Source organism: Photobacterium swingsii (genome assembly GCF_024346715.1).
In the GTDB taxonomy this organism is placed as follows: Bacteria; Pseudomonadota; Gammaproteobacteria; order Enterobacterales; family Vibrionaceae; genus Photobacterium; species Photobacterium swingsii.
The window spans coordinates 1,540,742-1,566,002 of the sequence record NZ_AP024853.1 but is presented as its reverse complement, the minus strand read 5'-3'; the positions used below and the strand labels follow the sequence as shown (position 1 = coordinate 1,566,002).

Below are 25,261 nucleotides of genomic sequence, written 5' to 3'. Positions count from 1 at the left end.
CCATGTCGCTATCCACCCGTACGTATCATTGGTTAAACACTTTTCAATACAATGGCAGTACCCATACCACCACCGACACACAAGGTTGCAAGACCATATTCTGTGTTACGACGACGCATTTCATGAAGCAGGCTAACAATAATTCGGTTACCTGATGCTCCCAATGGGTGGCCCAGTGCTATCGCACCACCATTGACATTTGAACGCTCAGCAATGTCTTCTACTTGCACATTCAATTCATCCGCTAACTCATGCAATACCCCTAGCGCTTGGCCAGCAAACGCTTCATTGAACTCAAACAATCCAACCTGATCAACCGACAAGTTAGCTTTCTCGAGCGCCTTCATTACTGCAGGAACAGGGCCTAAGCCCATTACTTCAGGGGCAACACCTGCTTGCGCATAACTTTGAATCTCAGCAAGCGGGGTAAGACCGTATTTTTTTACTGCCGCTTCAGAAGCAACAATAACCGCACTGCCACCATCATTGATGCCAGAAGCATTACCCGCAGTAACAGAGCCTTCTTTATTAAAAGCAGGACGCAGCTTAGCTAACCCTTCAATACTCGCATCGGCTTTTGGGTATTCATCTGTATCAACAACCGACGTCTTACGACGTACCGTCACTTCAACAGGTGCAATTTCATCTTTAAACGTCCCTTGCTCAATTGCAGCTACCGCACGTTGTTGGCTAGCTAAAGCAAAGTTATCTTGCTGCTCTCGTGTCAGCCCGACTTTCGCAACTACGTTTTCAGCAGTAACACCCATATGATAATTATTAAAAACGTCGGTTAGTCCATCAGCAATAAGTAAGTCGGTCATTTCCAAATTACCCATTTTCTGCCCATCGCGAACTTTCGACGACACACAAAACGGAATTTGAGACATGCTCTCAGCGCCAGCAGCAACCACAAGGTCCGCATCCCCTGCTTTAATATGAGCAGCTGCATCCATAACGGTTTTCATACCACTACCGCACACCATGTTTAAGCTATATGCTGGCACTTCGTTCGGTACACCTGCATAGAGTGCCGCTTGACGACCAGGCCCCATGCCTTGACCTGCGCCAACAACGTTACCAACAATCACTTCATCCAGATTCGCCGGTTGAACATTGGCTTGCTCGATTGCAGCTTTAATTGCTATAGCCCCTAATTGTGCAGGAGAAACAGATTTCAGTGCGCCATTAAAGCTACCAATTGGGGTACGCTTTGCTGCAACAATAAATACTTTTGCCATTTCCAATTTCCTTTATTCCATTAAAAGAATGCACAATTAGTGCATGTACAAGCCACCGTTAACATTCAGGGTTTCACCTGTAATATATGCAGCTTGCTCACTGGCTAAGAAAGTAACAGCAGAGGCAATTTCTTCGGGCTTTGCTAAGCGCTTCATTGGAATTTCAGCTTTAATTCCATCAAGCACTTCTTCTCGAATAGCTTCAACCATAGGTGTCCCTGTATAGCCGGGTGCAATTGCATTTACCGTCACACCTGAACGCGCACCTTCGGCAGCAAGAGCTTTGGTAAATCCAATCATGCCGGCTTTTGCAGCAGAGTAGTTTGCTTGCCCAAATTGACCTTTGAGACCATTCACTGATGTAATGTTAATAATGCGCGCATTCCCGTGTTCACACATAGATGCAAACAATGGTTGTGTTACATTAAACAGGCTATTTAAGTTCGTATTAATGACATCATTCCACTGCTGTGCAGTCATACGTTTAAACGTCGTATCTCGTGTAATACCTGCATTGTTTACCAAGACATCTATGTTGCCTTCTTCCTGCAATAATGTTGCAAGCGCCTCTTCACAATATGCAGCATCTGTAACATCCAACGGAAGTAAACGAACTTGCTCATCGGAATAATTATTCGCTTTGAACCATTCCTTTGCACACGCTTCATTTGTAGGGAAGTATGTCGCAATCACACGAAAACCAGCCGCAACCAAACCATCCGTAATAGATGAACCAATACCACCTTTAGCACCTGTAACTAATGCTTTCTTTGCCATGAACACAGACTCCTTTCTTCCCTTAATGAGAACACACACTACTGATATACAAGTAAAATAAAACTCGCACGCCAATATTAGGTGTATTTCTGCCAACCAAAATGGTGTTTACGTTTTATCTGAACTTGCCAATATCCTAGAGTTGTTTAAATACACTTCCGTGATAAATTTATTGCATATTTATTATAAGAACACAGAGTCATATAGTTATCAACACACAGCATGAATGGTCGTACCAATATACCTGAATAGAATCACACTTATTATATCTATCAATAACAACAGTAATGTTACGTGATTTTTAATATGTCGTTTTCTTATCAGGTATATTTAGGCAAAGTGCGTTCTGAATGATAGTTAAGCTATTCTTTATACTGTGAAAAACGGGGCTGCTATCTACGCTAAAAATAATCATGCATATAGGATGATCCCCAACAACTTAAAACAGCTCACGAGAAACCCAGCACCCAAAAAAGATTAACCATCAAACCAAAATCACTTAATTCAAGGGAGGCATCTCTATAAATCATATTTTTTAGATTGATTTCTAACGGCTGTTACATAACTAAAAGCCTACGATATACAGGGGTAGTGATCATGTTCCCGAGCTTGAAACAATAAATATCTGTTCTTTCTAACAGGCTTGTCGTAAAGGTTAAGTTGGAGGGATGCTTGATAGTGATGAAACATGATCTGAAAGAAAAATGAAGCGTTAGACAAAGCATAGAAAGAAGATTTAAAGTGTTTAATTCTGTTTATTTATCTCGAACTAATTTCGTTTTATTTAGTCATATCAGGTATTAAACCTATTTTGTCTATCAACAAGGACAATCTACTCCATGCTAGCAGATACATTTCAACGCCTTAATACATACTTAGAAAGCCAAGTAATCGGTCAACCCGCCTTAGTGAAACAGCTACTTATCGCCCTACTAGCTGATGGACATATTTTGGTTGAAGGCCCTCCAGGACTAGCAAAAACACGTGCAGTAAAAGTATTGTCAGACTGCATTGAGGGTGATTTTCATCGAATTCAATTTACACCCGATCTTCTGCCTGCCGATTTAACAGGCACTGATATTTTCCGCCCAGAAACAGGGGAATTTACGTTTCAACCGGGTCCTATTTTTAATGCGCTCGTCCTTGCCGATGAAATAAACCGCGCACCAGCAAAAGTACAAGCTGCAATGCTAGAAGCCATGGCAGAAAAGCAAATCACAGCAGGCCGTAACACCTACCCACTGCCCGATCTTTTTTTAGTAATGGCAACGCAAAACCCCATTGAGCAAGAAGGTACGTACCCATTACCCGAAGCACAACTTGATCGCTTCTTACTGCAATTAAACGTTGACTACCCTAGTGAAGCCAGCGAACTTGATATTCTTCGTCTTAACCGTGGTGAAGCCCAAGGACTTGAAAAACCTGAAGCGGTTCATGTCACAAAAGACACCATCTTTGAAGCTCGACAAGCCGTGCTGAACACGTACATGGCCGAAGACATTGAGCACTATATTATTCGCTTAATCATGGCGACACGTCAGCCAGAACGTTATAGCGAGCAACTCAATAACTGGCTTCAAATGGGCGTTAGCCCGCGTGCAACGCTCGCTTTAGATCGCTGCGCCCGTGCTCATGCTTGGTTAAGTGGCCGTGATTTTGTTACACCTGAAGACGTTCAACTCATGGCCTACCCTGTTTTGCGCCATCGCTTATTGCTCAGTTATGAAGCTCAAGCTGAAAGCGTTAAACCAGACACTATTATTGCAACCTTAATTGAACAGGTTGCCAGCGTATGACGTTAGCAACACCGCACACCACGTTACCGCCACACAGTGACGGCATCCGCCTCTGCCTTGCTGAACTTTTGCAATACAAAGATCAAGCTGTACGTTGGTTACCGCCTGCGCAAAGTATTTGGTCGCACTTAAACGGTAAACATACCAGCCGCCAAAAGGGGCGTGGGATGAATTTCTCAGAAGTGCGCCCCTATCAGGCTGGCGATGATATTCGCGCTATAGATTGGCGTGTCACTGCACGTACGGGGAAAACACATACCAAGCTATTCACGGAAGAACGTGAGCAACCTGTTATGTTATTGATAGATCTCAGTAGCAGTATGCAGTTTGGCTCGCAGCTTATGTTGAAATCGGTTCAGGCTGCGCATTTTGCCAGCCTGCTTTGCTGGCTCACTATCAAAGAACAAGATCGCATAGGGGCGATTGTTTATAACGGTAAAACGCTGCATGAAATAAAGCCAACAGGCCGTCAACAAGGTGCTTTGCGTGTAATTAATCAATTGATTGCTAGCCAAGCACACATCAATACGCATACTCATGAAGTCAACGAAGCGGATACTCAACCCAATATCCTCTTTTCTGAGGCACTCCGTCATCTCAGCCATTTATGTCCCAAAGGCAGTGAAATCATAATTGTCAGTGATTTTCATTCACTAAAAGCAGATGACAAACAGTCTCTGAGCCGATTGCGTCACCATAATCGTATTCAATTTGTGCAGATCCATGATCCCTTAGAGCAAGGCATCACGGCATTTCGTGGGACAGAGCAAGTGGCAGATCAAACTCAATCTGTTTGGCTTAACTTTGCCGCTGCGACGACCCGAGAGCAATTAGGGAACCAATTTCAGCATCAGCAAGCGTTAATCAAAACGCTCGCGAACTCATTGGCCATTCCCTTGTATAGCCTTAATGCCGCTTTACCTTTACTTCAGCAGCTTGGACAACAAAAAGGGCAATCATAACTTATGTCAGTACAATCAACACCGACATTGCCACTTGCTGACATTGTCTTACCACCACCACCTAGCCAATGGCTCTTTGCTTGGGGTTGGTGGATGCTCGCTATCCTATTACTGCTTGTTATAGGGATCTTAGTATGGCGTGTGCGTCACTACAGACTAAAGCATAAAGCTCAAAAAGCCGCACTCGCTTTACTGTCGCAATACCGTACTGATGGCACATTAAGTGACATTAACACTGTACTTCGCCAAGCAGCCTTGAGCTATTTCCCACGTGAGCGTGTTGCTTCACTAACAGGTCATGCTTGGTTAGCTTTTTTAGATCAGCAATATACAACGCCTACTAAAGCTGGGTTTATTAACAATGAAGCCATTTGGTTACGCGGGCTATTCGCCATGAACAAACTCACACCAGAAGAATATCAGCAATGTTACCGCTTAGCAGAAACATGGTTAAAACATGCACTACCGCCCTCACTGAATAAGCCATACGCTGGCATCAGCAGTCGTAAAAAGAAAACGGAGAGTAACCGTGTTTGAATTCACCTGGTTCTGGGCTGGCCTGCTATTACCACTGCCCTACCTTGTCTATCGGTTTGCTAAACCTGTCCACCAACAAGCGGCAGTTACCCTACCCCAATTGCCCGACGGTATTGGCCAACACCAGAAACGTAGCCAAATCGGCTTAATAACTATGTCACTGATCTGGATTGCACTCCTCACCGCCCTTGCACGACCTGTTTGGTATGGTGATCCTATCGAGATCAACCCCGATCACCGTGACATGCTTCTGGCCGTCGATCTGTCTGGATCCATGTCGATCCAAGATATGGTGACACCATCTGGCGAGAGCATAGATCGTTTAACCGCCGTTAAAAACGTCCTCACTGATTTTATTAAAGCACGTAAAGGCGACCGACTGGGCTTAGTGCTATTTGCTAACCATGCCTATTTACAAACACCACTAACGTTTGACCGCAAAACCGTTGAGCAGCAACTCGATCGCACTGTACTTGGATTAATCGGTCAAGCAACGGCCATTGGCGAAGGTTTAGGCGTAGCGACCAAAACCTTCATTAATAGTGAAGCCCCACAGCGAGTGATTGTTTTACTCAGTGACGGGGCCAACACCGCAGGTGTCATAGAGCCATTGGAAGCTGCAAAACTCGCAGCCGAAAGTAATGTCACTATCTATACCGTTGGGGTAGGTGCAGAAGAAATGATCCAACAAGGATTATTCAGCAATCGGGTAGTCAACCCATCACAAGATCTAGATGAAAGTATGCTAACGCGCATTGCCGAGATGACTGGTGGGCAATATTTCCGTGCACGTAACCCACAAGAACTCAGCAATATTTATCAATTAATTGATCAAATGGAACCCATTAATACTGCGCAGCAAACATGGCGACCACGGGACGAACTTTTCCGCTTCCCACTCGCTTTTGCATTCGCTCTATCCTGTTTACTCGTTATTTTTAGGAGGGCTCGTGGCTAATTTTACCCTTCTTCATCCACTGTGGTTGTTAGCACTTATTCCGCTGGTCATCTTGCTACCATGGCTATATTCAGCACGCCAGAAAACCAGCTTAATTGCTCCACATCTTGCCAAGCACTTTGGCATTACACCACAAAATAACACCCGTTTTACTTACGGCTTAGCCATCGTTTGGCTGATCAGTATCATAGCGTTATCAGGGCCAAGTTGGCAGAAATCACCAGTACCTGCCTATTCGCTCTCTGGCGCCCGCGTGCTCGTGATGGATATGTCTCGATCTATGTATGCCACTGATGTAACGCCAAATCGCCTCACACAAGCGCGTTTTAAAGCACTCGATTTATTACCCGGTTGGCAAGAAGGCAGCACGGGGTTAGTTACCTATGCCGCCGATGGTTACGTTGTCAGTCCATTAACGCAAGACAGCACAACGCTGGCAAGTTTAATTCCGTACCTCTCTCCTGAACTTTTGCCTATTCAGGGCAGCAACGCAGCGGCAGGTATTGAAGAAGCGATTACCTTACTCAAACAAGCCGGCCATGCCGTTGGCGATATCGTATTAGTCACAGATGGGTTAAGCCAGAAAGAGTCGGAACAAAGCCTTACGCTGCTCAATAAGCACAAGTTTCGTTTGTCTATATTAGCAGTAGGCACTCAGCAAGGTGCACCTATTCAACTTGCTGATGGGCGTATTCTTAATGATCAACGAGGACAGCCAGTTATTGATAAAGTGGATCTCGACACCTTGTTACCACTCGTTCGTCAAACAGGCGGTACATTACAGCTCTCACAGAATGATAACCGTGATGTCGAAGCCTTAATTGCGCTGACAGCCAAACCTCAGCAGCAAGCAAATCAGAGTAAAGATAAAACACTCGATGAGCGTATCAATAATGGCTTTTGGCTCCTTTTTCCTATTTGCTTACTCGCACTATTTGGATTTCGCCGCGGTTTATTGGTTGCGATCCCCTTGGTATTACTGCCTGTGCACGATGCAAAGGCAAACCCTTGGCAAACAAGAGATCAAGAAGGCCTCTCCTTGTATCAACAGCAAGATTATAACGCGGCGGCAGAGCACTTTACCGATCCAGCGTGGCAAGGTGTCAGCCAGTATAAAAATGGCGACTTCCCCGCGGCTATCGAAACACTGTCATCACTAGATGATGCAAATTCCCGCTATAACTTGGGCAATGCTTACGCGAAAAATGGGCAGTATGAAGAAGCACTCAAGGCATATGATCAAGCCCTAAAACAGCAGCCTGACTTTGCCCAAGCACAAAAAAACCGTTCGATTGTTCAGCAAGCAAAACAGCAACAGCAACAGCAACAGCAACAGCAACAGCAACAAAAAAATAACCAATCGAATCAGCAGAATCAGCAGAATCAGCAGAATCAGCAGAATCAGCAAGATGCTAATAAAAGCCAGAACAATCAACAACAACCGTCTTCTCAACAGACAGAAAAACAAGGCGGTAAAGCTGATAAGTCGCAATCTTCTCAAATGAATAACGACAAGCAGCAAGCTTCTCGTCATCAAGAAGAAAAAGAGCCGCAACAAGCGCAACAATCGAAGGAAAAGGATCCATCCAGTAAAACGGACAATGCCCAAGCCAACGCAAAGGCAGAAAAAGAGAGCCAAGGCGCTAAATCAAACGGGAAAATCGCGGGTGAAAAAGACCCAACAGACAAAAATAACGCCTTGTCTGCCAGTAATCCTATTTTGAAAAAGCTCGAACAAATTCCAGATGACACGGGTGGTTTGATCCGCGCTCAAATTATTCTACAGGCTCGCCAGAAAGAGGCACCTGAAGCAACAGAGAACACATGGTAAGTAGAATGAAAAATGTTAGCCAGTCGCAACATCAGGTTGCGCTTTTCTCAGGGATAGCGTCACTCGCCCGCAGCTATGCACTACGACTCCTGCTTGGTGTATGTGCCTTACTGTCAGTATCAGTTCATGCTGCGCAAGTTGAAGCTACAGTATCGAAAAATATCGTCGCTGTGAATGAAGTCTTTCAACTCGTTATTGCTATCGACAGTAACGTCAACCCCAACTCGTTGGATCTCTCTGCATTAGAGGATAACTTCACCTACGGTCGACCAAGTGTCAGTAGCAATAATTCTTACACAAACGGGACGCTATCTAGCAGTACACAGTGGCGCATTGCGATTGCTGCCAAAAAAGTCGGCAATATAACGATCCCTAGCTTTCGCATTGGCGCAACGGCCAGTGAACCGATTGAGCTACAAGTGCTCAAGTCTGCTAATGCAACCACCAGCAACGAACCTAACATTAAGCTAAGTAGTTCACTCGACAAACCCAGTTTATATGTCGGTGAAAGTGCACAACTTACCGTTAGGATCCTAATTGCCGAACAATTGGATCAAGCCGCGTTAATCGCCCCTGAAGCTGAAGGCATCGATATTGTTCAGCAAGGTGAAGACAAGCAAGCCGAACGCATCTTGAATGGCCGCCGCTATATTGAGATTACTCGCCAGTATCAGCTGACGCCTTTTGAGAGCGGTGACATAGTGCTAAAAGGGGCGCAGTTCAAAACCAGCATTGTAAAAGGCAGCCGTGGTTTTGGGTCGACGCTAAGCGTGCCTTTTGAAAAGCAAGCCGAAAACATTACCCTAACAGTCAAACCTAAGCCTAAAAACTACCAAGGCTTATGGTTACCCACCGCTGATTTACAATTAGAGCAAACATGGCAGCCAAGCTCTACAACGGCCCGCGTGGGTGACCCTATCACTCGTACGCTAACACTCAGTATTAAAAATGTTGCACAGAGCAGCATGCCAAACCTCAACATTGATTACCCGCGTTCTGTTCGTGTATACAGCGAAAAACCGATATATAGCCAAGATAATGGCTACACGCGCATGGTCATTAAGCAGGTTATTATTCCTCGCGAAGTCGGTTCGTTAGCGCTGCCGCCTTTAGCCGTCAATTGGTGGAACACCCAATCTAACCAGCAACAAACTACCCGCGTAGAAGGTTTGGCTATTGATGTAAAAGAAGGCGATCTGAGTAATAGCGTGCAGTTACCGATCCTCAATGATCCATCCGTACAAACAACCAATGACACAGCCCGGCCTGTAGAAGTAAAAACAGTAAAAGACGCAGGGGTTTGGCCTTGGTTAACCGCTATCGTCACCTCATTGTGGTTACTAACAACGGGGTTCTGGTTGAAAGCACGCCAGCGTAACCTAACGCAGGTGCCTTCACCTCAACACGCTGGACACACGCGCAATGCCACACCCACAACAAACGAGCAAGTGTTCGCTCATTTGCTCGCTGCAGTCAAAGCAAACCAGCCAATTCAAGTTCAATCTTATTATCAGCAATGGCAGCGAAGTGATTTTCAAGCAAGTTACATTGCGCAGGTAGATAATGAGATAAATGCCATGATGAAAGCCCACTACAGCACCGACTCGCATACTTGGGATAACCAAGCATTAATTAAATTGCTAGAGAAAGCGAACAAACAGCGGCATCAAGCCTCAACTCAAAGTGCATTAGCACCGCTAATCCCATCAGATAGCAATAAGAAACAATAGCGAACTGTAATTTACAACAGCGAGCAAACATAAGCGGCTGCAATAAGCAGCCGCATGCATAAAAACACCCGGAATATATTCATCCAACCTATTGCAGTCTAAGTAATGCTTCCTGCTATTAGGAAGTAGCCTGCCTTACAATTTGTTACAAATAGCGATGATATTACGGCTGTCAAAATGCAAAAAGTTGCACTTACCCGCCAAGATTTAACAATTCATCATACTAATACACATATTAAAATCCTCACCATCCCCTGCCAACCTGGCTTATGCCTTGATCTCAATAATTAAAGGTAAATTAAGGTTAATCACGTGTTAAACAGTAGTTTCTAAAAAGATGACTGGCAATCAGTCTTAGATCCTGTTAAAAAATGTTTCGGAAGCAAGATAAAACGCTTCGACAAATATATAAAAATGCAGGATGTATTATGAGCCAAACACAACCCTTTCTCGCCCGAGTCGCCAATGGCAGTCTGGTTATCCAGATCATCATTGGTATTGTTGCTGGTGTTTTACTTGCAACTTTCAGCCCAGAATCCGCCACTAAAGCAGGCTTCTTAGGTAACCTTTTTGTTAGTGCCTTAAAAGCTGTTGCACCTATTCTTGTCTTTATTTTGGTAGCGTCATCTATCGCTAACCAGAAAAAAGGCGCGCATACCAATATGAAGCCGATCATCGTGCTGTATTTATTGGGCACCTTTATGGCAGCGGTAACCGCTGTAGCAATGAGCTTTCTTTTCCCGACCACTTTGACGCTTGTTGCTGACAGCACTAACGCAACGCCACCAGAAGGCATTGCCGAAGTGATTAACACTTTACTATTTAAGATTGTTGATAACCCGATCAATGCTCTGATGACAGGTAACTTCATTGGTATCTTGGCATGGGCTATCGCTCTTGGCTTTGCTCTTCACCAAGCAAGCGATGCCACCAAGCAAGTCTTCCACGACATGTCTAATGGTGTAACCCTGATTGTACGCTTCGTTATCCGTCTAGCGCCTATTGGTATTTTTGGCCTTGTTGCAAACACCTTTGCAGCAACAGGCTTCGCAGCGCTAGCTGGTTACGCGCAACTTCTCGGTGTATTGCTTGGTTCAATGGCAATCATTGCGTTTGTTGTAAACCCAATCATTGTGTTTGTTAAAACCAAACAAAACCCTTACCCACTAGTACTACGCTGTGTACGTGAAAGTGGTATTACAGCCTTCTTCACCCGTAGTTCTGCCGCTAACATTCCTGTGAACATGCAGCTATGTAAAGACTTAGATCTACACGAAGATACTTACTCTGTCTCTATCCCACTAGGCGCAACCATCAACATGGGTGGTGCGGCAATTACAATCACAGTGCTAACGTTGGCTGCTGTTCATACGCTTGGCGTACAAGTCGATGTTGCAACGGCACTGCTACTTAGTCTGGTTGCGGCTGTATCAGCGTGTGGTGCTTCAGGTGTAGCTGGTGGTTCTCTACTGCTTATTCCACTTGCATGTAGCCTATTTGGTATTCCAAATGAGATCGCTATGCAGGTTGTTGCTGTAGGCTTCATCATTGGTGTTATCCAAGATTCAGCCGAAACAGCGCTAAACAGTTCAACTGACGTTATCTTCACAGCCGCTGCATGCCGTGCAGCAGAAGCAAAAGAAGGTTCAGCACAAACCGTATAATGCCTCGACTATAGCGTTTTGCTAAACGTGGCTGAAACAAAAAACGGCAACCTCATGAGGTTGCCGTTTTTTTATATCCGTTATCATTGCATCGCAATGCGAGTGACAATAGAGACTTATTTAGTCAAATCTTTTAACTGTGAAGACAGCTCATCCGCTTTATCAGATAATTCTTCTGCTTTATCCGACGCTTGATCTTTAGCATCTTCATACATGTCTTGAACTTCTTCCATCGGACGTGAATTTGTCACATCTTCAATTTGATCTTTGTATGTCACACCTAGGTAAACACCCAATCCCACAAGCGCAATGACAATATATTTAAGCATAGTGTTATCTCTTTCGTTATCTATATCAGTTAATTATACATTGCTAATCAGGTAACAAAAGTAAATTGCAGCATGTTTGCGAACAGTACGTGACGCCAAAAAGGAAAAAAGAGCCTACTCGGTAGTAGGCCCTTTTTATTATTAGAGACTCTTATTAGCTCCCTCTTGTTAGGAAGCGAAGGTGAGCCTGTGACAGTTTTGGGGGAAACTCAGGTGTAATTATTATAGGTGTCGCTAGGTGTTTTTTTGTAAAAACGGTGTAAGGTTTTCAAATAACAGATCAATTTCTTGTTTGGTGTTGTAATGCATCATACCGATACGGATCACACCACCTTGGTGCAGCAAGCCCAATTGTTCAATCAAGCCAATCGCATAGAAATGCCCGCTCCATACGCACATATTATCCTTGGCTAAATGGCCAGCTACATCTGCAGGTGTCACGCCTTCGATTCGTATCGCAAAAGTCGGTGTACGCCCCTGAACACGATCAGTATCTTTAACGCCGTAAAGCTCAAGATTGGTGTATTCACTCGCTTTACTGATAAAGTGACGACTCAGTGCTTGCTCATGCGTTTGATACTGAGCAAAACTCGCGGCTAATTGTGAGCGTAGTGATTTCTCATCATCACCCCATTGCGCAAGGTAATGCACGGCAGCAACAAACCCCGCCAACGCTTCAAAACTCTGCGTACCCGTTTCAAACCGGCCAGGGCCTTCGTTAGTTGCTGGCTCAACTTTATACGGAGTAATGGTATGCAGCCACTTTGGCGCGATATAAGCAACACCCAAATGTGGACCAAAAAACTTATATGCAGAGCAAGCTAAAAAGTCACAGCCTAACGCCTGCACATCCACCAAACCATGCGGGACATAATGCACCGCGTCGACATACACTTTCGCCCCAACGTTATGCGCAGCTTGTGTTACGCGCTTAACATCCACCAAGGATCCCGTTGTGTTAGACGCGTATGTCACCGCAACTAACTGTGTTCGCTCATTAAGTAATGATGCTAAATGCTCATAATCAAGGCTACAGTCTTCAGGATTCACTCGTACCTGATGCACAATCACGCCTTTATCTTCTGCTGCCTGCTGCCAACTTGAGACATTAGAGTAGTGATCAAGCGCAGTAACAATGATTTCATCACCCGCTTGCCAATCTCGGCTGATCGCTCGACTTAATTGAAAAGTCAGCGATGTCATGTTGGCACCAAACACAATGTTATCAGCACACTCAGCGCCCAATAATGCTTGGCCCGCTAAGCGAGCATCTTTTATAAGTGACGTTGTCACCACGCTAGAAAAGAAAGCACCGCCTAAATTCGAGTTATAACGGCCAAGATAAGCCGACATGGTCTCTAAAACGGACTGAGGAACTTGCGAACCGCCTGGACCATCAAAGAAATAAACAGGTTTACCGTTCACTTTCTGTGTTAGTGCAGGAAAAGCCGAGCGTACTGCCTCTGGTGTAAAACTCATCCCTCTGCCCTCTTTGCTGTTAATACGAAAACATCCATATACCCTTGATGATCTTTCTTCACAGCCTTAATTGGACGTGCGTTATGCCACAACTGGTTATCAGCCAAAATTGCCACTTCGCCTTGCTGCAACGCCATACTTAAAAATGGCGGCTCATGCTTTTCACGGTAAACTAAGAAATCGCCACCTTCGATGTTATGGCGATCAATGCCAATAACAGCAATGTGCTGAAAACCATCTTGATGTACCCCTTCTGGCGCAACCTGTGTTTCAACGGCATCTGTAGCAATACGTATTTGATGGATTTCAATTTCATGCTCTACGCTAAGGTGGTTCGCATCTCGGAATACCCGACACATCTCAAACATGCCTTGGCTGTTGATGACATCGTCTTCAATCACCTCAAATGAACGGCTGACATTACCTTGGAATGTATTAATGTCATCTGACTGGACAAACTCACGAGCAGGTAAATGCTCAATACTGTGCTCGCCGACTTTAACGATTGAGTAACGGCGTAAACGATATTGTCCATCTGCATGCTGAGTCTTTGGCAAATCGTTAAACGATGATGAGAGATCGTTAACGGCTTTACCACTCAGCTGAGTCAGTTGAAGTGTACGTTCCAATGTCGCGTTCATTATTAGCTCCTAAACCTTCATGCAAAGCTTACCCTTGCGATGCTTTCCATATGCTAAACAACAAATATTCATTAACATAAGCGCTACATTTAGGATTCATTATTTTATGGGTGTTGCCAAGTGATTAAGGTCGGTTATTTCATCTTTCGTTATATATTCAACACTAATAACTGGATTATCAAGCTGAGGCAGTTAGATCACCCATATTTAACACTGCAACATGTTGAAAGACAGCGATGTCAACTACGTGCTTCATTAAGCTATTGATTACATAAGATTTTGCTATCAGATTACGGACGAACGTCAGGCCTATTGAGTAATATTTGTGACTATCATCTCATTTGGAAATCAACAACTCATTGATAGACACTTTGGTCACCTCACAGCTTGTTCCTCCTAAAAGCAGGAATCATTTAGAGGATTAAACAAGAAGAAATGGTGAAAGCGTCTTATTCTTTAAAGAGCCCACCTCATGGGAGATGTCATTATGGCGCGGCTTCATCAAGTAACAACATGGACAGACACCCGAGATAGTCACCGCTCTCCTCTCACATTCAGCGCGACTTAATCCACGATGCCAGCTGAGATTTCACTCATCATTTTTGAGCTTTGCACGATAGTGATCAGCTCTGCAGTATTAGGCACGCTTTTTTTGTATGCACGTCAGCCCATTATTTTGGCTTACATTGCAGCAGGAATGGTCATTGGTCCATATGGACTTGGTTGGGTTGAAAACGCGGCAAACATCAGTCAGATAGGACACTTAGGGGTGATATTGCTGCTGTTTTTATTAGGGCTGAACCTCCAGCCACGCAAGCTGCTTTCTTTATTTAAAGAGAGTGCTTTAGTCACTTTAGGCACGTGCGGCTTCTTTTTCATTTGCACGCTTATTTTCGCTCTCACCATTCAACTCGCCTTGATGGATGCCCTCATAGCCGCAGCAGCATTGATGTTTTCTAGCACTGTAATTGGATTAAAACTGATCCCCACCACTACCCTTCACCACCAGCGTATGGGCGAAGTTATGACCAGTGTATTACTGGTGCAAGATATACTCGCCATCACCGTGATTTTGTTACTCAGCATGGACAGCGAACAGACTCTATTTGCCGCATTTGTGCTGCTTATCGCGAAAGCTGTTTTATTGTGTTTACTGGCATTTATAGGGGTAAAATACGCTATTTTGCCGCTATTTCGTAAATTTGATGTGATTCAAGAGTACAGCTTCATCACCACATTGGCTTGGTGCTTATTGTGGGCTGAAATCGGCCATCAGATCGGTTTATCTTATGAGAGTGGCGCTTTTATTGCGGGGCTATCAATTGCTGTTAGTAAGGTTTCACAAGCTATTGCGCAGCACCTGAAACCGCTGCGAGAGTTTTTTCTTATTCTCTTTTTCTTTGCGATTGGCGCGAAAATGCAGCTGTTCACTGGCCATCTTTACACCCTCTATGGCATTGGGTTTGGGGCTTTACTCATAGTATTAAAGCAATGGGGGTTTAAGCAAGCACTCGGTATCGCAAACGAAAAGCCAACCATGCGAAACGAACTCAGTGCACGCCTTAGCCAAGCGAGCGAATTCTCACTGTTATTGGCTTATTCGGCCATTAATAACGGCTTACTCAGCGCAAATGGGATGATGTTCATTCAAAGCACTACCTTATGCACTTTTGTCATTTCAACCTATTGGGTCGTCAAACGTTATCCAACGCCCATCTCTCTCGCCAACAAACTCCGACAAGACTAGGCAAGAGAAGGGATTCTCTCCTGTACGTAAGCCATCATCGCGCTAGTACGCACTTTCATTAAGTATTCTTAATCTTTGGTTTAGCCATATTTAATCTAAATTTTAATCTCTTTCGCAAATACAGAAAGCCAACTGACTCACCCCAAATAAGCGCTTAATTCATCACACTCATCACCAAGTCACAGTGCTAAGGTTTGGTTAATGATTTAGACATTCACTTACTGTACTCGCTCAAGGATGATCCACATGCAAGGTCAGTTACCTTTGCTTACTGCAATACGCGGTTTCGCTGCGTTTTTTGTTGCCTTATTCCATGCTCGCTTAGTGCTTTTTCCTCAATGGAAAGAAGAAATCGCTAGCACCAGTCAGCTTCTTGAAAACGGTTATCTCTGGGTTGATATATTCTTCATTCTCAGCGGATTTGTCATGATGCATGTGTACCGTGACAGCTTTCAACAAGGCTGCACCATGGCGAAATGGCGGCATTTTATGTGGCTAAGATTCAGCCGCATCTATCCACTATTCCTCACGACTCTCTTACTCTTGCTTGGCTGGGAAACCACTAAACACATCTACGGTATTGGGTTTTACGGTGGTGAGTTGCTCAATAGCTGGGGGCTGGCTGGTATTCCGGCTTTTCAAGGCCCCTTCAACACCAGTGATACCTTATTTGCTAACCTGTTCCTACTGCAGTCTCTAACAAACCAATCCCTTAGCTGGAACTTCCCTGGCTGGTCACTCAGTGTTGAATGGCTCTGTTATATGCTGTTTCCCATTATTTTGGCGTTGCTATCTTTTAACGCTAAGCGCAGTAGTTGGTTGCCTTTTCTCGTCTTCTTGCTGCTTTATGGGCTTATTTCAACCACAGGCACTATAGATTTAACCTCAGGGATCCCCGCCTTTTTACGTGGGTTATGTGGGTTTTCACTTGGGGCATGGCTATGCCTTATTCGTATTCCCCAAAATATGAAACACTTAATCAGTAACGATATAGTACTTTTCACACTGGCTATTAGCTTGGTAGTACTCTTGCACCATCAGCTCGAAACAGGGCAAATTTTGAGTGTTTACCTACTCTTCGCACTATTGGTTTTCTGTGGGGCAAACCACACGCAAAATACATCACTCTTTATGCGTTTATTCGATAATAAGTTAACCCAGTATCTTGGTGACATTTCGTATTCTGTCTACCTTTGGCACTCTGTATTGCTTTTGATTGGTGTTGAGGTGATACATCAGATCGCTCCTGATTTCACTTCGTGGTGGTATCAACAACACAGTATCGGTGCATTCACGTTGGCTCTAGCCCTTTATACTGCCGTATTACTTGCTATCTCAACTGCCAGTTACCATTTACTGGAAAAGCCCGCCCTTCGCCAATTACGCTCATGGCCATTAGCTAAACTTACAGTTCGTCAGGCCAAGGTTCGTCATCATTAGGCAAAAAAAAAGCTGCAACCCCAGCCTTAAAAGGGTTACAGCCGAACTACAGCAAAGTGGTTTCTGTAGAAAAAGTGGCGACCAAGCATCGCCATTGGTTTACTCTTTTTTCAGCGTTCTTAGCCAACAAGAACGAAAGTGACCTCGTTAGATGGGTATGGCAGCCTGGTTATCATCTTATTTTGTTTATCAGGCAGCCAATACGCATTAGCTTGTCATCACATTGCCCATACAAAGTAGATCTGCGCTTTCATTCGAATGATGATGCCTCGAATCACGTCCAAGAAGCCCATGAAAGAAATCGGTTTCTCTGCGCTTATCCAAGCCAGACCAACAGAGCCTACTGGCATGTCATACCCTTGTGGTTCATCCAACTTCAGACGTACAAAGTGGTGCTTATTCGCAACGTTTAGCCCAGTAACCTGACGAACATTATCATCACGAGCTAAGAGACTACCCTGTGATTCACCTGTTGCCTCAATAATCCCTTCAACTTCGGCGTTAAAGATTTTTCCAGGGTAAACAGCGGATGCAAACTCTGCGCGCTGTCCAACTTTTACGTTACGAATAGCCTGATGGTTCACCCGCATCAGTACGTACTTCTCATTGGTGTACATCTGAATGCGTGGCATTAAGCCAACATACTGCCCTTCACGCATGATAAAGTTGGTTAAGTAACCGTCGGCTGGCGCATACACTTTAGTCTGTTCAAGATTCCATCGCGCTTGAGCCACGTTCTCTTGCTGAGACGTCACATCCACTTCACGGCTATTCACTGTTAGCTTTGATTTTTCAATGGCTAAACGTGCTTTATTAACCGCTAATTTGGCTTTCTCCAACTGACTTTCAACAGTAATTTGTTGTGCTTGTGCGACTTGCACCGCAGTATTTTGTTCATCCATCATGCTTTCAGTGATCGTGTGTTTTACAACTCGGTTTTGCTCACGATAACGATCAAGCGTTGTCTGCTTCCATTTCAGATCTTGTTGCGCTGCAACTAGCTTATTTTGTGATATTTCTATGTCTTTTTTGGCGGCTTCGAAGTTCGCCTGATTAATAGCAATGTCTTCTTTTGCCATATCTAACGCGACGTGTGCCGAATCTAATTTGGCTTGCGCCACATTCAGTGCAATCGTAAAAGGTTCGTCATCAATTTCATAAATCAGTTGCCCTTTTTCCACTTGTTGGTTTGGACGAACATGAATCGCCGTTACCTTACCTTTAATTTGTGTGGTGGATGGACGCAACTGCACATGGGGAGATTGCACTAACGACCCGCCCGATAAGTCCATTGGCGCAAACGTAATCAAGCCAACCCAAACGAACAGTAACCAGCCTGAGCCGCCTAAATACGCAAAACTCTTAGTAAACTTATTCCACGGCATACCCACCATGCGAAGCAAGTAGATAAACAAAGCCCATACGGCTAAACCTTCAAGCATGTTAGACCTCCTGCGCGACGGGCTGATTGTGCGTCTCAGTATTTGGGGCCGCTTGTGTCATAGGCTGTGTTACTGGCTCTGCTTCGGCTTGTGGCGGTATTGCATCGCCTTTCCAAATATCCCGAATACGACGAAGTGCTTGTTCGCCATCAACAAAAGCAATTACAACGGCAATAACCCATACCCAATGCCAAACAAAGCCGATCCAAGTGAGGGCGGTAATTAATCCAAGTTGATGATGTTCTTTACTGTGCGCTTTCTGAATAGGTAATTCATGAAGTCGCCAAAACCCAAAGGCCGCGGCAGCAATCGTGCCAACCATGACCACGCTAGCTATAACATGTAGTGCGGTATCCACCCCACTATCGACAAAAGGCATACTAAAAAGGCTCATTAACATTCTCCGATTTATCGGTTTATTTTTTTGTTGCAGGGAGTGTCATCTAAAATGTGAGCCTTGCCTTAATTTAGGGTAGATCGAATTAAATAGAGCTCAATTACGATACAATCGACCCATCAAATACCGATAAGAGAGCAAAATAACATGTTTGATTTGAGCTTTATTCGTATCACTTACTTACAGATTGTCTTAAATGCAGTAAAAAAACGTTACGGTATTACGACGCAGCAAATCGGTATTCCAGACAGCCTGATGAACGAACCTATGGCCCTGGTCCCATTCAATGATTTCATGGCATGGTTAGAAAAGATTGCAGTACTCAGTGGCGATCCCGCTTATATGCTAAAGATCTCATCAGATCTTTGTTTTAGCCAGATGGGAAGTTTGGGAGAATGGTATTTATCCAGCCCTGATTTAGCACTCGCCGTCAGGCGGATCAACTATGGCGTATCGTGTCTTCATTCAGGAGCAACCTATCACGGTGAGCAATCGGGCAAAATCATGAAATGGAGCTATGATTCCCCCTATGCGCGTCAACAATCACGATGCTTAGACAGTTTGCGCGTAGCAACTATGATGATCAAAGCGCTACGTCACTATATGGGGAATGACTATGCTCCCCTTAAAGTTCAGATCAGCAGTGCACTTATGGGGAATAATCAAGCCGATCGGCAACAAGCAGAAAAGTGGTTTGGCTGTGCGGTGGAATGGAATGCGCCAATGACTAAGGTGTGGATTGATCTTTCTATTCTTCGCCATGGTAGCGAACGGGCTTTTTCTATCAGTCGGCCGATGGTGGTTTCCAACCTACAACTGGATGATATGCTCAACATACCGCAACCCAACGACAGCGCTAAAGTCATGTTCGAGTTAGTGAATTACTCACGCCGCTACGGTGTACCTAACATCGAATTCGTGGCAGAAAAGCTCGGTTTTTCCAAACAACAATTACAACGCCGCCTCCACCAATTTGGCTGGACCTTTAGCAATATCACCCAATACGTAATTTGTAACCTTGCGATTCAATACATGCAAGCAGGCAAACCGATTGAAGACATAAGCCAACTGCTGGGATACACCCATCCGCAAAGCTTTACCAAGGCTTTTCAACGCCAGCGCGGTTTAACCCCTAAGCAATATCAACAACGACTGCTAGAGCGCAGTCGAGAAACCATATCGCTGAATTTATAGATAAAAAACGGTAGCGACACCTTTACCAATCCATGCATCATCAATCCATGCACTCATTGCCACCAGGTTTAGCTACCGGATTTAGTTATAAGAAAGCGAATAGGCAAACTGCGTTAACTTGCCTGTTGCTCACACTGCATTGTGAAGTGATGGTCGGGCGTAATGTGGTACCACATTTCAAAATTCGCTTTATTACGGCTGACAATCGTCGGCTTAAAGAAAATACGATAGCCCGTTAAATCGCGACGTTGCTCGGCATTGAAAGGATCGATATTGAGCGGGTCAGCGATAATTTCTCGGCTTAACTTCACAGGTTTAAGCACGTAATCATCACCCTTTTGCGTAAATCGGTAGTCAACGAATAAGTTATATTCCAACTGCGTTTTACGCTGTTTTTTGTACTGAATCCACTCTTGTGATTTCACCATGCCCTGCTCAGAAAAATCGTAAATAACCCAGCTTTTTTCATTTTCAGTATTCGCTTCAGGCGATTGGCATTGCCATTTACCGTCTAACGTTGGTAAAGCGGCGGCTGAAGCGGAAGAAATCGTTCCCGCTAATAGCAAGGCTGTACCCCATATTTTTATCGACATAGGCAATCCTTTTTATAAGGGCTTTTTCTTTACCTTAGCCTATTTTATGTAAATAACTCAATTAGATAATAAAACTAAGCCGCTAATCACTTTATACTCAACGCGTTTAGCGACAAGTGCACCTCTATATCGTAAGCACAAAAAAGGCACAATCACTGTGCCTAGATGGAAGTATTTGCTTCAACAAGCTAAGTCGCTAACCCGCTTTGATGAGCGCACCTTGTTCAACTTTTTCTAAAATCGCGGATATAGGTACAATTGGGCCCATCATATTGACACGGATCGGCGCGTTGCCACCACCAAAGTGCAGATCTGAAGTCTCGCCCGTAGAATAGTTATAGCGGTAATTAAATTTATCTGTCGCAAGATGCAGCAGATCAACATCTTTCCGATGACAAGAGATATACGCACGCCAATACATCGCCTCTAACACTTCGTTAGGTGTTAAAGCTCGAATAATAAAGCGCCAACCACTTTCTTCCCCGTAAAAGTCTAACGGAAAAATTTTCTTTATTTTTCTTTTACTTAGCAAGGTTTATCCTACATTCCACTACACGCAATCACCAAAACATGAGCAAGACACGGGTGAATCATCATTATGACCAATGATTGTTAAGCATTTATTTGACGTTTATATAGCTATAACTCATAGATCTTTTATAGCAAGGATTATGCAAGAATTTGGAAATAATGGAAGATAATCAGCAAGAATTTCGATTGTTTTGACAAGAATTGAACGAAGAAAAGAGGATTTCTCTAGATTTAATCTTTGTAAAGGTATCACAAAAAAAACGAAATTATCAGGCTTGTTAATAATTTTTATCGCCCTATAATGCTGAAAACCGGAGCGTCTGCCAACGCTCCGGTTTTTTTGTGCCTGCTCGTCAGATATCTATCTGTTGTCTGCCAACGACAGAAAGATTGAGAGCAAAATTCGATTTACATTGAAGGAAATTACCATGCGTATCGAACAAGACTTGAAGTTAGGTTTTAAAGATGTACTGTTTCGTCCAAAACGTTCAACCCTAAAAAGCCGTTCTCAAGTTGAATTAACCCGCGATTTTACATTCAAGCACAGCGGTCGTCAATGGTCAGGCGTGCCTATTATTGCTGCTAACATGGATTCAGTGGGTAGCTTCGAAATGGCGGCATCACTTGCTAAGCACAATGTAATGACCGCTATTCACAAGCACTACACAGTTGAAGACTGGGCTGGCTTTGTGAAAAGCAACGATGCATCCGTGCTTAACAACGCAATGGTGTCTACGGGTACGTCGGATAACGACTTCCAAAAAACTAAAGACATCATGGCCCTTTCCGACGACCTTATCTTCATCTGTATTGATATCGCGAACGGTTACTCTGAGCATTTAGTTGAGTACGTACAACGCGTACGTGCTGAATTCCCAGACAAAGTAATCAGTGCAGGTAACGTGGTTACCGGCGACATGGTTGAAGAACTTATCCTAGCGGGTGCCGACATTGTTAAAGTAGGTATCGGCCCTGGCTCTGTATGTACAACACGCGTTAAAACCGGTGTGGGTTACCCTCAGCTTTCTGCAATTATTGAATGTGCAGATGCTGCACACGGTCTTGGTGGTCGTATTATTGGTGACGGCGGCTGTTCATGTGCGGGGGATGTATCTAAAGCATTCGGCGGTGGTGCAGACTTCGTAATGCTAGGCGGTATGCTAGCAGGTCACGAAGAAAGTAACGGTGAAATCATCGAGCAAGATGGTAAAACCTTCATGAAATTCTACGGCATGTCTTCACAAAGCGCGATGGACAAGCACTCAGGCGGCGTTGCGAAATACCGCGCAGCTGAAGGTAAAACCGTACTATTGCCTTACCGTGGCCCTGTTGAAAACACTATCCAAGACATCATGGGTGGCGTACGTTCTACTTGTACTTACGTAGGTGCAGCGCAGCTTAAAGAACTCACTAAGCGCACGACCTTCATCCGCGTTCAAGAACAAGAAAACAACGTGTTTGGTAAAGAGTAAGCACTCATACAGCATGTAACAAAATAAAGACTATCAGGCCGCTTTTTAGCGGCCTTTTTTGTATCTTATAGTTCAGAATCGTTTCACCTGTTCTTCACTATTATTATTACCAAAGCTTCGTTTTGTTACAGCAGAATAAATGACTTGCTCGTTTTAAATAACCCTTGCTTATTTATTGTAGTTGCTCATATACCGATAAGCGTCCAATAAGAAAGGTAACTGCAGAAAATATTCCTTGACCAATCACCCACAGAAGCAATACAAGTAGCAATGGATGCTGATATCAATAGTAATACACAGAGAAAAAACAAGGATAGACGATGAAATTAGCCTTACGTAAAGCTCAATCGAGCGACCTAGATTATCTCGTCGAGCTACGTGACGCCACTATGCGTGATTATCTTCTTGAAATTGGAGGGAACGTAACACGTGAAGCTTACGAACGGAATATCATGTGGAAATTTGAAGAAGCAGCGCAAATCATCCAAGTTGATGGTCAAGACGCAGGGTTCTGGCGCGTCGTTTTCGAGGAAGACAAAAACCGTTTCTACTTAGATTTAGTCCAAGTTCACCCTGACTTCAATGGTAGAGGCATAGGTAAAACGCTCATTCACAACCTTATCGACCAAGCGCAGTCAGAGGGCAAAGGGCTCGCTCTGTCTGTTTGGAAGATCAACGTTGCAGCTCGTCGCCTATATGAGAAGCTCGGTTTCGTTATTTATGGTGAAGATGGTAATGAATGGTTGCTAGAATATAAATACGCTTAATTATAATTAGTCTAATAACACCGAAGTTAGAGACTGGTTATTTTCATCACTTGTAAAAGGTCTCCAATCCCCTCTAAAAGTGCCAATCTAAGTTTGATACTCTCGGTTAAAATTACGCAGTATTACTGAATTTAACGGGTAACACTTTAAACACGGCTGGCCTAGGTTTCGAAAATATAACCGCATAAATTTGATACCCACAGACCTTTCAAAAAAGTCTGTGGGTACTGACTTACCCAATCAGATCACGTACCGCGGTTCTTGGGCATTCGGCATGACAGATCGCTGAAACCAGTGCCACACTGTCGACTCCAGTTGCTATCACCGCATCAAGATTTGATGCATTAATCCCGCCGATTGCCACTATAGGTAAGGGACTTTGGGCGACGGCATTCGCCAGTCCATCAATGCCCCACTCCTTTTGGATATTGGTTTTCGTCGGGGTCGCAAAGATTGCGCTCAATCCTATGTAGTCAATAGGTAAATGTTTGGCTTCAATCAGTTGCTGTTCATTTTCTACCGACAGTCCCAGTATCTTATCTTTACCAATCAATTGACGTGCGATGTTAGCTGGCATATCAGATTGGCCCAGATGTACACCGTCTGCATCGACAGCCAAGGCCACATCGACACGATCATTAATAATGAGTGGAACCCCAGTGCCCTGCAAAATCGTTTTAACGGCTAAGGCTCTTTCAATAAAGGTACGCACATCACCATGCTTTTCTCGAACCTGTACCATAGTCACACCGCCAATAACGGCTTCTTTAACCACACGTTTCATGGTTTCAAGATCTTGCAGGTCATCAGTTACCAGATATAAACGACACGAACGCATTATTCCCCCCAACACTAAGCCAACTTCAGACGCTGGATGATCATTTCTTCATCAAGCTGATACAGAATATCGAGCAAATTACACTGCAAGCTACCTGGGCCTTTCGACTGTTCGGCAGCCATTTCACCTGCTACGCCGAGTATCGCCGCAGCTGCTAATCCAGTCTCTTCTCCGATAGCCGCAAAAGCACCAGTCAGTGCACTGAGGGTACAGCCCATTCCCGTTACGTGAGGCATCATGGCATGACCATTATGAAGCTGGATCTGCCCTTCATCTGTTACAACAAAATCAACTTCACCTGAAATCACGACATTGCATTGATACTCTCGGATCAAAAAGCGCGCTGCACCTACTGCCGCTTCAGTGCTATCAAGTGCATCGACGCCTTTGTTTTGCCCTTTTTCACCCGCTAAAGAAATGATTTCTGAAGCATTGCCTCGAATAATCAACTTCTTAGCCGCCTTCGCAATTTGGCGAGACGTTTCTGTTCGTAAGCGGCTGGCACCACAACCAACAGGATCAAGCACAACCGTTTTATTATGGATATTTGCCTGCTCGACAGCGAATACCATACGTGGCACCCATACACTGTCCAAGGTACCAATATTAATGACCAGTGCGCCGGCAAAAGACATCATTTCAGCCATTTCTTCACGAGAATGTGCCATGATCGGCGAAGCACCAATGGCCAGTAGCGCATTGGCAGTATTGTTCATGACGACATAATTGGTCAGGTTCACAACCAGTGGTTTCTGCTCACGAACGGCATGCAGAGCGTTAATGATGGTTTGTGTGTTCATGTTTTCCCTCAGCGATTGCTGTTATCAATTCCGGTAGCGGATAGGAAGAACCTGAGGGAAGAAACTGATATGAATACTGAGGCTGGATTCGACATATT

Annotated in this window: 23 protein-coding genes; 12 read left to right on the top strand and 11 right to left on the bottom strand. The window is 44.3% G+C overall.

Annotated elements, in window-relative coordinates:
* Positions 1 to 32: 32 nt before the first annotated feature.
* Both OCU77_RS24075 and OCU77_RS24070 read right to left on the bottom strand, forming a co-directional pair.
* Positions 33 to 1,238: an acetyl-CoA C-acetyltransferase gene (locus OCU77_RS24075; RefSeq protein ID WP_048900458.1), complete on the bottom strand. Its 1,206-nt coding sequence runs from the start codon at positions 1,236 to 1,238 to the stop codon at positions 33 to 35.
* Between the two features lie 36 nt (positions 1,239 to 1,274).
* Entirely contained in the window at positions 1,275 to 2,015 is a 741-nt protein-coding gene (locus OCU77_RS24070) for an SDR family oxidoreductase (RefSeq protein ID WP_048900457.1), read from the bottom strand.
* A gap of 839 nt (positions 2,016 to 2,854) precedes the next feature.
* Between OCU77_RS24070 and OCU77_RS24065 the strand changes: the two genes are divergently transcribed.
* From OCU77_RS24065 to sstT, 7 genes are all read left to right on the top strand, one after another.
* Positions 2,855 to 3,811 (top strand): AAA family ATPase, encoded by a 957-nt coding sequence (locus tag OCU77_RS24065; RefSeq protein WP_048900456.1) that lies wholly within the window; start codon positions 2,855 to 2,857, stop codon positions 3,809 to 3,811.
* Complete coding sequence (locus tag OCU77_RS24060; RefSeq protein ID WP_048900455.1) at positions 3,808 to 4,773, top strand: DUF58 domain-containing protein; 966 nt, start codon at positions 3,808 to 3,810, stop codon at positions 4,771 to 4,773. The genes OCU77_RS24065 and OCU77_RS24060 overlap by 4 nt, the downstream gene beginning before the upstream one ends.
* 3 nt (positions 4,774 to 4,776) lie before the next feature.
* Positions 4,777 to 5,310 carry a DUF4381 domain-containing protein gene (locus tag OCU77_RS24055; RefSeq protein ID WP_107302953.1) on the top strand — a complete coding sequence of 178 codons (534 nt, stop codon included), beginning with the start codon at positions 4,777 to 4,779 and terminating at the stop codon, positions 5,308 to 5,310.
* On the top strand, positions 5,303 to 6,268 hold the full coding sequence (locus OCU77_RS24050) for a vWA domain-containing protein (RefSeq protein ID WP_048900453.1): 966 nt from the start codon (positions 5,303 to 5,305) through the stop codon (positions 6,266 to 6,268). Before OCU77_RS24055 ends, OCU77_RS24050 begins: the two co-directional genes overlap by 8 nt.
* Positions 6,261 to 8,099, top strand: a complete 1,839-nt coding sequence (locus tag OCU77_RS24045; RefSeq protein WP_107302954.1) for a VWA domain-containing protein — start codon at positions 6,261 to 6,263, stop codon at positions 8,097 to 8,099. The genes OCU77_RS24050 and OCU77_RS24045 overlap by 8 nt, the downstream gene beginning before the upstream one ends.
* Before the next feature lie 5 nt (positions 8,100 to 8,104).
* On the top strand, positions 8,105 to 9,829 hold the full coding sequence (locus OCU77_RS24040; RefSeq protein ID WP_053111894.1) for a BatD family protein: 1,725 nt from the start codon (positions 8,105 to 8,107) through the stop codon (positions 9,827 to 9,829).
* 428 nt (positions 9,830 to 10,257) lie between these two features.
* Positions 10,258 to 11,493: a serine/threonine transporter SstT gene (gene sstT, locus OCU77_RS24035; RefSeq protein WP_048900452.1), complete on the top strand. Its 1,236-nt coding sequence runs from the start codon at positions 10,258 to 10,260 to the stop codon at positions 11,491 to 11,493.
* A 116-nt stretch (positions 11,494 to 11,609) separates the two neighbouring features.
* Here sstT and OCU77_RS24030 read toward each other — a convergent pair whose 3' ends face one another.
* The 3 genes from OCU77_RS24030 to OCU77_RS24020 all read right to left on the bottom strand — a co-directional run bounded on the left by OCU77_RS24030 (position 11,610) and on the right by OCU77_RS24020 (position 13,942).
* On the bottom strand, positions 11,610 to 11,822 hold the full coding sequence (locus tag OCU77_RS24030) for a prefoldin domain-containing protein (protein WP_048900451.1): 213 nt from the start codon (positions 11,820 to 11,822) through the stop codon (positions 11,610 to 11,612).
* Between the two features lie 234 nt (positions 11,823 to 12,056).
* Positions 12,057 to 13,301 (bottom strand): cysteine desulfurase-like protein, encoded by a 1,245-nt coding sequence (locus OCU77_RS24025; protein ID WP_048900450.1) that lies wholly within the window; start codon positions 13,299 to 13,301, stop codon positions 12,057 to 12,059.
* Positions 13,298 to 13,942 (bottom strand): 2OG-Fe dioxygenase family protein, encoded by a 645-nt coding sequence (locus OCU77_RS24020; RefSeq protein WP_107302955.1) that lies wholly within the window; start codon positions 13,940 to 13,942, stop codon positions 13,298 to 13,300. The genes OCU77_RS24025 and OCU77_RS24020 overlap by 4 nt, the downstream gene beginning before the upstream one ends.
* Positions 13,943 to 14,516: 574 nt before the next feature.
* Between OCU77_RS24020 and OCU77_RS24015 the strand changes: the two genes are divergently transcribed.
* Positions 14,517 to 15,689: a cation:proton antiporter domain-containing protein gene (locus OCU77_RS24015; RefSeq protein ID WP_048900449.1), complete on the top strand. Its 1,173-nt coding sequence runs from the start codon at positions 14,517 to 14,519 to the stop codon at positions 15,687 to 15,689.
* 246 nt (positions 15,690 to 15,935) lie between these two features.
* On the top strand, positions 15,936 to 17,129 hold the full coding sequence (locus tag OCU77_RS24010; protein ID WP_048900448.1) for an acyltransferase family protein: 1,194 nt from the start codon (positions 15,936 to 15,938) through the stop codon (positions 17,127 to 17,129).
* Between the two features lie 218 nt (positions 17,130 to 17,347).
* Here OCU77_RS24010 and OCU77_RS24005 read toward each other — a convergent pair whose 3' ends face one another.
* Both OCU77_RS24005 and OCU77_RS24000 read right to left on the bottom strand, forming a co-directional pair.
* The gene (locus tag OCU77_RS24005; protein ID WP_048900447.1) at positions 17,348 to 18,571 is read right to left on the bottom strand and encodes an HlyD family secretion protein; all 1,224 of its coding nucleotides are present in this window, start codon (positions 18,569 to 18,571) and stop codon (positions 17,348 to 17,350) included.
* Between the two features lies 1 nt (position 18,572).
* Positions 18,573 to 18,965 (bottom strand): MFS transporter, encoded by a 393-nt coding sequence (locus OCU77_RS24000; RefSeq protein ID WP_048900446.1) that lies wholly within the window; start codon positions 18,963 to 18,965, stop codon positions 18,573 to 18,575.
* A 150-nt stretch (positions 18,966 to 19,115) separates the two neighbouring features.
* Between OCU77_RS24000 and OCU77_RS23995 the strand changes: the two genes are divergently transcribed.
* Positions 19,116 to 20,162 (top strand): AraC family transcriptional regulator, encoded by a 1,047-nt coding sequence (locus OCU77_RS23995; RefSeq protein ID WP_048900445.1) that lies wholly within the window; start codon positions 19,116 to 19,118, stop codon positions 20,160 to 20,162.
* 113 nt (positions 20,163 to 20,275) lie between these two features.
* Here OCU77_RS23995 and OCU77_RS23990 read toward each other — a convergent pair whose 3' ends face one another.
* A complete protein-coding gene (locus tag OCU77_RS23990) occupies positions 20,276 to 20,755 on the bottom strand; it encodes a hypothetical protein (RefSeq protein WP_048900444.1) in 480 nt (159 codons plus the stop codon).
* A 196-nt stretch (positions 20,756 to 20,951) separates the two neighbouring features.
* The gene (locus OCU77_RS23985) at positions 20,952 to 21,287 is read right to left on the bottom strand and encodes a hypothetical protein (RefSeq protein ID WP_048900443.1); all 336 of its coding nucleotides are present in this window, start codon (positions 21,285 to 21,287) and stop codon (positions 20,952 to 20,954) included.
* A gap of 427 nt (positions 21,288 to 21,714) precedes the next feature.
* Here OCU77_RS23985 and OCU77_RS23980 point away from each other — a divergent pair, with 427 nt between their 5' ends.
* On the top strand, positions 21,715 to 22,758 hold the full coding sequence (locus OCU77_RS23980; RefSeq protein ID WP_048900442.1) for a GMP reductase: 1,044 nt from the start codon (positions 21,715 to 21,717) through the stop codon (positions 22,756 to 22,758).
* Positions 22,759 to 23,078: 320 nt separating this feature from the next.
* Entirely contained in the window at positions 23,079 to 23,525 is a 447-nt protein-coding gene (locus tag OCU77_RS23975) for a GNAT family N-acetyltransferase (RefSeq protein ID WP_048900441.1), read from the top strand.
* 232 nt (positions 23,526 to 23,757) lie between these two features.
* Here the strand turns inward: OCU77_RS23975 and thiE are convergent, their stop codons facing one another.
* Positions 23,758 to 24,363 (bottom strand): thiamine phosphate synthase, encoded by a 606-nt coding sequence (gene thiE, locus OCU77_RS23970; RefSeq protein ID WP_048900440.1) that lies wholly within the window; start codon positions 24,361 to 24,363, stop codon positions 23,758 to 23,760.
* A 14-nt stretch (positions 24,364 to 24,377) separates the two neighbouring features.
* The gene (thiM, locus tag OCU77_RS23965) at positions 24,378 to 25,163 is read right to left on the bottom strand and encodes a hydroxyethylthiazole kinase (RefSeq protein WP_107302956.1); all 786 of its coding nucleotides are present in this window, start codon (positions 25,161 to 25,163) and stop codon (positions 24,378 to 24,380) included.
* Positions 25,164 to 25,261: the final 98 nt, after the last annotated feature.